Below are 9,755 nucleotides of genomic sequence, written 5' to 3' on the forward strand. Positions count from 1 at the left end.
ATACTATCTTGATGTTATTCTCTAATCAGAAGATTCTCTTACAACCGAGGAGTATATAGATATTGCAATATTTTAAGGTATATTCCGAAACAAAGATGGTAAATTAAAAATAGTTATTGATTATTTTAGGATTGTGAAAATACTCTTAACTTAGATACAAATCATTTAATCAGAAAAGCTTTTTTATTAGTTGGTGTAATTGTGCATGTTAATTTTGCATCCATATGAGTTTCTTATCAGCGAGTAATGACGGTTCCAATCATCTAGAATAACGTGCGGGGTCTTATATATTTATGTAATATAAAGCAAGTATTTCTGAAATTAGTAAATATTCAAAGATGTCCCAAGTCATATCTGCTTGCTGTGAAATCAATAGAAATTCTAATATGAGTAATATTGACTGTTCGCAGTTAAAAGTTTCATGACTGAGAATAAATGCTCAAAGAATAAGGACTATATAATTTTTCTAAATTGATTTTGGTTAGAGTCTTATTCAATAAGTAGTCAGTAAAATTAAAAATTGTGAATTGGTACTCAGCAAAATTAGACCATCAAAAGAACAGATAAGTTTACAGAAGTATTGTCAAACTTGGGTTTGGACTTATGAGTTAATATCTATTGCTTTATTAGCAAGAATATAACAAACTGCGATAATTACTTGGACTGTTGGATTAGTTTAACTACTAGGTGATGCGTTTGTTTAGCTCTCTATGTTAGGCTTATTAGCTAGTTGGGCAAATAAGTGACATCTGAAAACATCCTATCTAGTTCCTAATATGGAATCATAGTCGAGTGCAAGGAGTGGTTGAGCTAAAGTCTCCATCTAGGAGAGGGGAAATAAAAAGAGACATTAGTTATAAAAGTGTTGATGTCAACAGTCATATGTTTTTGCTGATATCACACAAATACTTCCTCTATAACAGTCTTACCAAAATTTGTTTTTTTGTGTAAAGAAATACTGTTACGATGATATTTCTGTTAACTTGTAAGCCTCAATTAATTTTAGAATAAACAGATGGTGTTGCAATGATGGTGTGCGAATACAGGCCTGGTTTGGAAGGAATTCCTGCTGCCCAATCGGATATTAGTAGTGTTGATGGGCTAAATGGGGTATTAGAATACCGTGGTATTTCTATTGAGAAATTAGCAGAGAGAAGCACATTTCTGGAAACTTCTTATCTACTAATTTGGGGTGTATTACCCTCAGCGCAGGAACTGGAAAAATTTGAGTATGAAGTCCGTCACCACCGAAGGATTAAATATCGTATTCGGGATATGATGAAATGCTTCCCAGAAAGTGGACATCCTATGGATGCTCTACAAGCATCAACAGCAGCCTTAGGTTTATTTGATTCTCAACGTGATTTATACAACCCTAAATATGTTCATAGATCAGTAGTGCAGCTTTTAGCGACAATTCCCACTATGGTCGCAGCGTTTCAGGTAATGCGAAAAGGTAATGATCCTGTCGAGCCCCGTGACGATTTGGACTATTCTTCGAACTTTCTGTACATGCTAACCGGAAGTGAACCCGATAGTCTGGTAGCAAGAATTTTCGATGTTTGTTTGATCCTTCATGCTGAGCATACGATGAATGCCTCCACATTTAGTGCTAGGGTCACTGCTTCTACCCTTACAGATCCTTATGCAGTAGTTGCCAGTGCTGTGGGGACTTTAGGAGGGCCACTACATGGTGGAGCTAATGAAGAAGTTGTGCGGATGCTAGAGGAAATAGGTTCTGTAGATAATGTTCGCCCTTATGTGGAAAATTTGATTGCACGTAAAGCGAAAATCATGGGATTTGGACATCGGGTTTATAAGGTCAAGGATCCTAGGGCTAAGATCCTACAAGGATTAGTGGAAAAATTATTCTCCAAATTCGGGCAAGATAAGTATTACGAAATTGCCCAAGAAATGGAAATGGTTGTAGGGGAAAAACTAGGTCATAAAGGAGTATATCCTAATGTTGACTTTTATTCTGGTTTGGTATACAGAAAATTGAAAATTCCTACAGACCTATTTACACCGATTTTCGCAATTGCTCGTGTTGCTGGCTGGCTAGCACATTGGAAAGAGCAATTAGTAGAAAACCGAATTTTTCGTCCTACCCAAATTTATCAAGGTCTTCACAAGCAAGACTATATTACCCTTGGAGAGCGTTAGAAGAGGGGAAATTACTTCCTTTATTGCCTACTGAGTTTACACTCCTCTTTTGCTATCAACTATTGGAAAATCTTAGTGAACTTTAAAAATCTGGAAAATCTATTCCTAAGATGGTAGGAAGTATAAACCATTCAGGGATATACTAATTTATAGGAATTGGAAAAACCAAGATTTTGTATGGTCTGGGTAAGAGTGTTAACAGATGAGTTTACATTAAACTAAAAACTAGGGTATTTGATTGGGATAAAGAGTATAGGCCTTTTTACACGGAATCTATAAAAGTTATAAAAATGCAATATTCCATGTTGTGCTTATACTCTATCTTCAGTTCCTAGAATTCTAGTAACAACTTCTTATGATTGTTGATGGATAATAGAATCAACATTAACTTCATCATTACGGCCAGATGTTTACCTCAAAAAATGGGAGAATATGAATCCAGGAATTGATCTGCAAGGAACATTTGTTAAATCCCTGGTTAGTTTTGGAGTTCCACCAGGCATGGCTAAAGCTGTCTGGATGCCGTTGCCAATGATTCTCATGGTGATTGGTGCTACAGTAGGGGTATTAACTTGTGTATGGCTAGAACGGAAAATTTCTGCTGCTGCACAACAACGGATTGGTCCTGAATATATGGGCTCTTTGGGATTATTAGCTCCTGTTGCAGATGGTATTAAGCTGGTATTTAAAGAAGATATTGTTCCAGCAAAATCAGATGCCTTTTTATTTACCCTTGGCCCAATTATTGTTACCCTGCCAGTATTTCTTTCTTATCTAATTGTGCCCTTTGGACAGAATTTGGTTATTACTGATGTGGGAATGGGGGTCTTTTTATGGATAGCTCTATCTAGTATTCAACCTATTGGTTTGTTAATGGCTGGTTATGCCTCAAACAACAAATACTCTTTACTAGGTGGTTTGAGAGCAGCTGCACAATCTATCAGTTATGAAATTCCTTTGGCATTAGCGGTATTGGCTATTGCAATGATGTCTAATAGTCTCAGCACTATTGACATAGTCAATCAGCAATCTGGTCATGGCATTCTTGGTTGGAATATTTGGCGGCAGCCAGTTGGTTTTATTATCTTTTGGATTGCGGCTCTTGCAGAATGTGAGCGTATGCCTTTTGACTTACCTGAAGCAGAAGAGGAAATCGTAGCAGGCTATCAAACTGAATATTCAGGTATGAAATTTGCCCTATTCTATTTAAGTGCCTATGTCAACTTAGTACTTTCTGCACTCCTGGTATCTGTCTTATACTTGGGTGGTTGGGACTTTCCCATTCCTCTGGACTTTATTACTAATAAAATAGGGGTTAGTATCAATAGCTCTATTTTGGAAGTGGTAACAGCCTCTTTGGGTATTACTATGACTATTTTCAAGGCTTATTTACTCATTTTCCTTGCCATCTTATTACGTTGGACAGTACCTCGTGTGCGTATTGACCAGCTGCTTAATTTAGGGTGGAAATTTTTGCTACCAGTAGGGTTGGTCAATTTACTGTTAACCGCAGCTTTTAAGTTATCTCTTCCCTTCGCCTTTGGTGGATGACAGAACTATAAAAAATTTTAGATTTTAGAATTCATCCTAAAATCTAAAATCTGAAATCGCCAGTCTAAAATTTATAAGAGAGATATATAACCATGTTAAAGTTCCTTAAGCAAGTTGCTAATTACACTAAAGAAGCAGTAGAAGCAGGACGCTATATTGGCCAGGGTTTGTCTGTAACCTTTGACCACATGCGGCGTCGTCCAGTTACTGTTCAGTACCCTTATGAAAAGCTAATTCCTAGTGAAAGGTTCCGGGGCAGAATCCACTATGAGTTTGATAAATGTATTGCTTGTGAAGTTTGTGTGCGCGTTTGCCCTATCAACTTACCTGTGGTAGATTGGGAGTTTGATAAGACCAGTAAAAAGAAGAAGCTTAAGCACTACAGTATTGATTTTGGGGTTTGCATATTTTGTGGTAACTGCGTGGAGTATTGTCCTACAAATTGCTTGTCAATGACAGAAGATTACGAACTTGCAGCTTATGGCCGTCATGAACTTAACTATGATAGTGTAGCCCTCGGGCGTCTACCCTACAAGGTAACAAATGACCCCATGGTTACTCCGTTACGTGAGTTGGCGTACCTACCTGAGGGCGTTATGGATCCCCATGATCTACCTTCTGATGCTCCTCGTGCTGGGAATCATCCGGAAAATCTTGTAAAACATGAAAAATAACCAATTGTCAACGACTATTTAATTACACTGAAGAACTCTTGTAAAGACACGGCTAATAGAAATAATAAAGGAGCATAAAGGAGCAAACAAGTGGATTTAGCTGAAGGAGTACAATCGGCTTCATTTGTCATCTTGGCATTTATGATGATTGGAGCAGCGTTGGGGGTAGTTCTAAATTATAATATCGTCCATTCTGCATTTTTACTAGGTGGAGTATTTATTAGTATAGCAGGAATATACCTGTTGCTTAATGCTGATTTTGTTGCATCAGCCCAGGTACTAATTTATGTAGGTGCAATTAATGTCCTAATTCTATTTGCAATTATGCTGGTTAATAAACAGCAAGAATTTAAGCCTTTGCCTTCTACCTGGATACGCAGAACCTTCACAGTACTCGTTTGTATGGGATTATTTATATTGTTAAGCACCATGGCGTTAACTACCCCTTGGCCTTATTCATCTGCTACCCCATCAAGTAATACCATTACCTTAATTGGTAAGTATTTATTCAGCGATTTTTTGTTGCCTTTTGAGCTGGCCTCTGTACTGTTATTAATGTCAATGGTGGGGGCAATTATACTTGCTCGCCGTGAGTATATACCGGATATTGGAACTCCTACTTCATCTACATCTAAAGCTCTCAAACTGCCAGAGCGTACCAGGGAGTTAATTTCACCAATCCAGGAAGAAAACTTGTAATTTATTGTTTTTATCCAAAGAGAATTTGATAGCTCCTATATTTGAAAAAGTTACAGGGTTGAATTGAGGGCGATTTTGCTGTTTATTATTTCCTCTGTTGAATTTCTCAGTAATCTCGGAGTAGTTTGACTATGTAATCTATTATCACTTAAGCAGTTGTTTTGTAGGAAGGAAAATATTGTATGCAACTTGAATACTTTTTATTACTAGCAGCAGCTTTGTTTTGCATTGGTATTTATGGCCTAATTGTTAGTCGTAATGCAGTGCGAGTACTAATGTCAATTGAGTTACTACTAAATGCTGTTAACTTAAATCTAATTGCATTTTCCAATTACCTAGACCCTATAGAAATTAGAGGTCAAGTATTTACAGTATTTGTAATTACTGTAGCAGCAGCTGAGGCAGCTGTAGGTCTAGCGATTATTCTGGCAATTTATCGTAACCGTGATACTGTTGATATGGAGCAGTTCAAACTCCTTAAATGGTGATGCTTATGAATTAAAGTAAGTGATTTCACTAATAAGAGAACAAATTATCAACACAAGTGCCGGGTAAAAGCTAATAATACATAATTAGAAGAATATTAATGTGAAGTGTTAATGGGATCTAGTAGAACAAAATATAATTACTATCTGATCTTTTTAGTTTCTTCTAGGTGTCCCATTGACATGAATTTGTCCCTTGGAGGTTATATTGATTTAAATACTTTCAGACACTTTGACCCAGACAGTAAACCTGTTTTGGGAGAAAATTTAGGCAGTCATCTGAGGGTTTTAATGTAATCGATGATGGAAGTACCCAAAAATATAGAGAGAGTTTGGGATAGATTCCCTGAAGCCTGATTGCAATTCAACGCTGATGCTTAAAGCTTAACTATATTAAGTAGCAAAATCTATTTTTGGAGCCAGGCACTTAAAAACACCTGGTTTTAAATGAAATATGTGTCAAAATTGTTCCTGTTGACTGTATGATTACTTCCTATATTGGAAATGGATGGTGAATAAGTGAACAAGTATGTAGGTGATAGTTTAATTGTATCTAACTAACGGTCTTGACCAGTGATAAAGTATTTGCAGATATTTGATTGGAGAAAAGTATTGATTTTGGGAAAAGGTTAGAAAAAGTGATATTGCTAGTACTAGCCTAAAGGAATAAGCAATTATATACATCGACACACACATATGATAGTGACCATAAACTTTACCAAGTATGATGTTTTTGTTACTATTACCCCAGGAGCTTTAGTTCTCCAACATGAATATTCAGAAGTCAGAGAATAATGTTAAATCTATATTTCTTGAATACATAGAATATTCCTTTAAATATTGGGAACAAAAGTGATTTTGATTTCCTTTTATATATTTCGCCCGAATCTTTAAGCCTTAGATTGTAGACTCCAAACACTCAGGATATAGCTAGAAACAGCCCAAAAATACAAAGCAATTATGAAAAAACACATACAGTTGGTCTTAAATAAGGATATTAACAAACTTGGAAAGTTTGGTGACTTAGTAGAAGTTACTCCAGGTTATGCTCGTAATTATCTAATTCCCAATAATTTAGCAGTTCCTGCGACTCCTGGTATTCTGAAACAAATGGAACGCCGATGCGAACAGGAACGACAACGTCAGTTGGCATTAGAGCAACAGGCGCTAGAACAAAAAGCAACTTTGGAAAATGCTGATATATTTAAAATTGCTAAACAAGCTGGTGAAGCAAATGCAATTTTTGGTACTGTTACCACCCAAGACGTAGCACATGTAATCCATACTATTATTGGTCTAGAAGTAGATAAAAGAGATATTACTATCCCTGATATTAGTAGTTTAGGAATTTATGAAGCTGAGATCAAATTACATTCAGAAGTAAAGGCAAAATTTGCTATCGAAGTTGTAGCTAACTAAACAATTTACTGTTTACCATTGATGACCATAGATTAGTTCAAAACCACACACTGGAATTATTTCTACCCATATATCAATCTCTGTTTATATCAGAAATAATGAATCAAATCCAAGGGTTTTATTCATTTATAAGTCGGGGTCATGCTTGATTATGGGTGTTAAAATACACCATCAAATTGGTAAATAAAAATAGTATATGATTTAATAACAACAATTATGCTGAGCTGCAATTTTAGGAACAAACTAATTAAAAATTAATTCTATCAAAAATATCAGGGAAAACCTAATTTGTAACAAATAAGGATAGTTTTTTGAACAGAAAGGAGAGAGGACAAATTCGAATTACTTTTCTGGTAATCACTCGTTGTATTTTATTTTATAAATTAAAACATCAACTTGTTTATGCCTATCTACTTTGATTTTACCTAGTAGTGATAAATATAATCCTAATATTTCTTGGGTAGTACATTTACCTTTAGCAAGCCTTTATTGGAGGGCAAAGAAAAAACTTTAAATTGAGTCCTGATTTTATAATTGAGATTATTTCACCTCGTAAAAGCTTACAATGATAATAACTTCTTGGGAAAAACTTATATTGGATCCAAGAGTCAATGAAAGATAGCTTTCATATTAGTTGTTAAATCAATAAAAAAAGGATACAGAAATTTACCATCCTGGAATAAAATTGGGGATTTCTAAGTTCTCTTCAAGAGTAACCAGGAAAGTTATTCTAGTGATTACTCCCCCTGAAACTATACAAGTTTATTGTATAGTTATTTATTATCCATCCAAATCCCCCTCCATAACTTGGATAATTGCTTTCTCAGTGTTACTCTTAAACTCTTCTGTGTTAAGGTATTTCAGAATTGCAACAGAGATTATCATACCAATAGCTTGTATGGAAAATACTAAGCCATACGCCAAAGTAGGAACTTTAAATAAAAATTTACCTAAATCTAAAATAATTCCACCACTAATAGTTGCAAGGGCACGAGATAATGCCTGGGCAAGTGACCATGTACCAATAAATGTACCAGCTGTTTCCGCTGCTGTTAAATCTAACATTAAACTAATAGAGCTAATAGTAGTAACACCTGTGGCAAAACCAAAAAAGATTAAAGCTAATTTGAGTATATTTTGCTGTTGAGTCAATCCTGCTAGGATTATAAAAATAAAGCAAATTGCAACTAGAAAACAACCTAGTTTTGCCGTTGCCTTTTTACCAATTTTTGGAATAATCTTAAATCCTGTGATTCCATAGCCAATCAAAATACCTATACCCCAATAAGAATTAAGTAAAGTAGTCTCACCTATAGACATTTTAAAAATTTCACCCCCATAGGGTTCCAAAATTGCTTCCTGCATAAATAGGCTTATGTTTAACACCATCACAAAAAGGAAAAAGATCCCCGTTTGACGACTGGCTGTCAGTACTTTTAAAGCCTGATTGATAGTAATGCCTTCTGATTTATTAGCAAATATCGAACGAATTTCATAACGGGAATATTTTTTTTCTACTTTCCAAGTAGCAATAATTGTGAGAACTACAACAATTAAGGGAACAACAAAAAATAGTAAATTAATTTGCTCCTGTAAAACTTCAATAGGTATTGTGTTTACTATTTTAGAGTCAATAATGTTTTCATTACTCAGGTGGAGATTATCTAGCAGTGCTTTTCCTATCACTCCGCCAATAATAATACCTATCATTAACATTGACCAGATAATCGAGACTATCTTGGAGCGGTTATCTTCATCGGAAATATCAACTAAAAGTGCAGTAAAAGGTGTAGAGCTGGTACTTAATGATATTCCATAAATCATAAAAAACAACCCCAAAATAGCTGATAGGGTTATAGTCTCTAATCCCCATTGCCAACCACCAGAATTTATTACTGAAAATCCTAATTGCCATACAATTTGTAATGTGGCAATAATTACTATTGCAGAAAGAATTGATCCTAAACGTATATAACCTGTACGGTACAATTTGAATAGAGGTTTTGAGTCAGACAGTTGACCAATCCAAACTTTTATTGGGGCAACTATTTGTGACATTGCTAGAATTCCAGCAGTAATTGATGCAGGAATTGCTAGTTCACTAATCATAATACGGTTAATTACTGCTAGGGTGAGAACAGCCATTACACCCAAACCTACATTAAACAAACCTAAGCGAAATATAGTAGGTAAATTAATTTTAGGCATTGAGTGGACAATTCTTTCAGAAAAATTTTGGGAATTGTTAATAGCCATTATATATTACTTAATATAAGGAATCTCTGTTGATTTTACCTCTAAATCCGAAAATGTTGTTCACAAAGTTATTAGAAATATAAATTATACTATCTATTTTATAATTATGTGGATTGTATAAAGATACAAACAAATCTCTAATATTTAGGTTAATAAATTATGGCTATATAAAAAATACTAATATTTCATGAATCAAAAAAAATGAGTTCTGCAATCCGATAATCATGAGTGATACTTAACAATTCTAATTTGTTAAGTATTGAAAAATACTTTGATAGTTTAATAGTAAAAGCATGATCTAATTTATGTTTTTTGTATTTATAAAATATAAATTAATTAATTTGTAAAGCCAGGTGTTAGGTTCCTTGAAAATCATATAATTCATAATTATGATCTTATTATATATCAATATTTTCCCTTTAAATATATAATAATTTTCTATATTTTTATATTAAACAATAGATGTATTTTAGATATAAATTAAGGCTTTTATTATTCGCCTCTACTT

At 34.5% G+C, this 9,755-nt stretch carries 7 protein-coding genes; 6 read left to right on the forward strand and 1 reads right to left on the reverse strand.

Going from position 1 to position 9,755, the window contains the following annotated elements:
* Positions 1-1,026 precede the first annotated feature (1,026 nt).
* The 6 genes from RINTHH_RS01800 (at position 1,027) to rplI (ending at position 6,991) form a co-directional block, all read left to right on the forward strand.
* Positions 1,027-2,163 (forward strand): citrate synthase, encoded by a 1,137-nt coding sequence (locus RINTHH_RS01800; RefSeq protein WP_008232205.1) that lies wholly within the window; start codon positions 1,027-1,029, stop codon positions 2,161-2,163.
* A gap of 432 nt (positions 2,164-2,595) precedes the next feature.
* Positions 2,596-3,714 carry an NADH-quinone oxidoreductase subunit NuoH gene (gene nuoH, locus RINTHH_RS01805; protein ID WP_008232215.1) on the forward strand — a complete coding sequence of 373 codons (1,119 nt, stop codon included), beginning with the start codon at positions 2,596-2,598 and terminating at the stop codon, positions 3,712-3,714.
* Positions 3,715-3,806: 92 nt separating this feature from the next.
* The gene (gene ndhI, locus RINTHH_RS01810) at positions 3,807-4,388 is read left to right on the forward strand and encodes an NAD(P)H-quinone oxidoreductase subunit I (protein WP_008232216.1); all 582 of its coding nucleotides are present in this window, start codon (positions 3,807-3,809) and stop codon (positions 4,386-4,388) included.
* Between the two features lie 90 nt (positions 4,389-4,478).
* On the forward strand, positions 4,479-5,087 hold the full coding sequence (locus RINTHH_RS01815; RefSeq protein WP_008232217.1) for an NADH-quinone oxidoreductase subunit J: 609 nt from the start codon (positions 4,479-4,481) through the stop codon (positions 5,085-5,087).
* A gap of 182 nt (positions 5,088-5,269) precedes the next feature.
* Complete coding sequence (gene nuoK / locus RINTHH_RS01820; protein ID WP_008232218.1) at positions 5,270-5,575, forward strand: NADH-quinone oxidoreductase subunit NuoK; 306 nt, start codon at positions 5,270-5,272, stop codon at positions 5,573-5,575.
* Between the two features lie 957 nt (positions 5,576-6,532).
* Entirely contained in the window at positions 6,533-6,991 is a 459-nt protein-coding gene (rplI, locus tag RINTHH_RS01825) for a 50S ribosomal protein L9 (protein WP_008232220.1), read from the forward strand.
* Positions 6,992-7,771: 780 nt separating this feature from the next.
* On the opposite strand, the gene RINTHH_RS01830 is transcribed toward rplI, so the two are convergent.
* A complete protein-coding gene (locus tag RINTHH_RS01830; protein ID WP_231291141.1) occupies positions 7,772-9,199 on the reverse strand; it encodes a BCD family MFS transporter in 1,428 nt (475 codons plus the stop codon).
* Positions 9,200-9,755: the final 556 nt, after the last annotated feature.

The organism is Richelia intracellularis HH01, assembly GCF_000350105.1.
In the GTDB taxonomy this organism is placed as follows: domain Bacteria; phylum Cyanobacteriota; class Cyanobacteriia; order Cyanobacteriales; family Nostocaceae; genus Richelia; species Richelia intracellularis.

What these genes read in the sequence shown, in the direction of transcription:
- nuoH (WP_008232215.1), top strand. Translation starts at nt 2,596, where the DNA reads ATGAATCCAGGAATTGATCTGCAAGGAACATTTGTTAAATCCCTGGTT.
- rplI (WP_008232220.1), top strand. Translation starts at nt 6,533, where the DNA reads ATGAAAAAACACATACAGTTGGTCTTAAATAAGGATATTAACAAACTT.
- RINTHH_RS01830 (WP_231291141.1), bottom strand. Translation starts at nt 9,199, where the DNA reads ATGCCTAAAATTAATTTACCTACTATATTTCGCTTAGGTTTGTTTAAT.
- RINTHH_RS01800 (WP_008232205.1), top strand. Translation starts at nt 1,027, where the DNA reads ATGATGGTGTGCGAATACAGGCCTGGTTTGGAAGGAATTCCTGCTGCC.
- nuoK (WP_008232218.1), top strand. Translation starts at nt 5,270, where the DNA reads ATGCAACTTGAATACTTTTTATTACTAGCAGCAGCTTTGTTTTGCATT.
- ndhI (WP_008232216.1), top strand. Translation starts at nt 3,807, where the DNA reads ATGTTAAAGTTCCTTAAGCAAGTTGCTAATTACACTAAAGAAGCAGTA.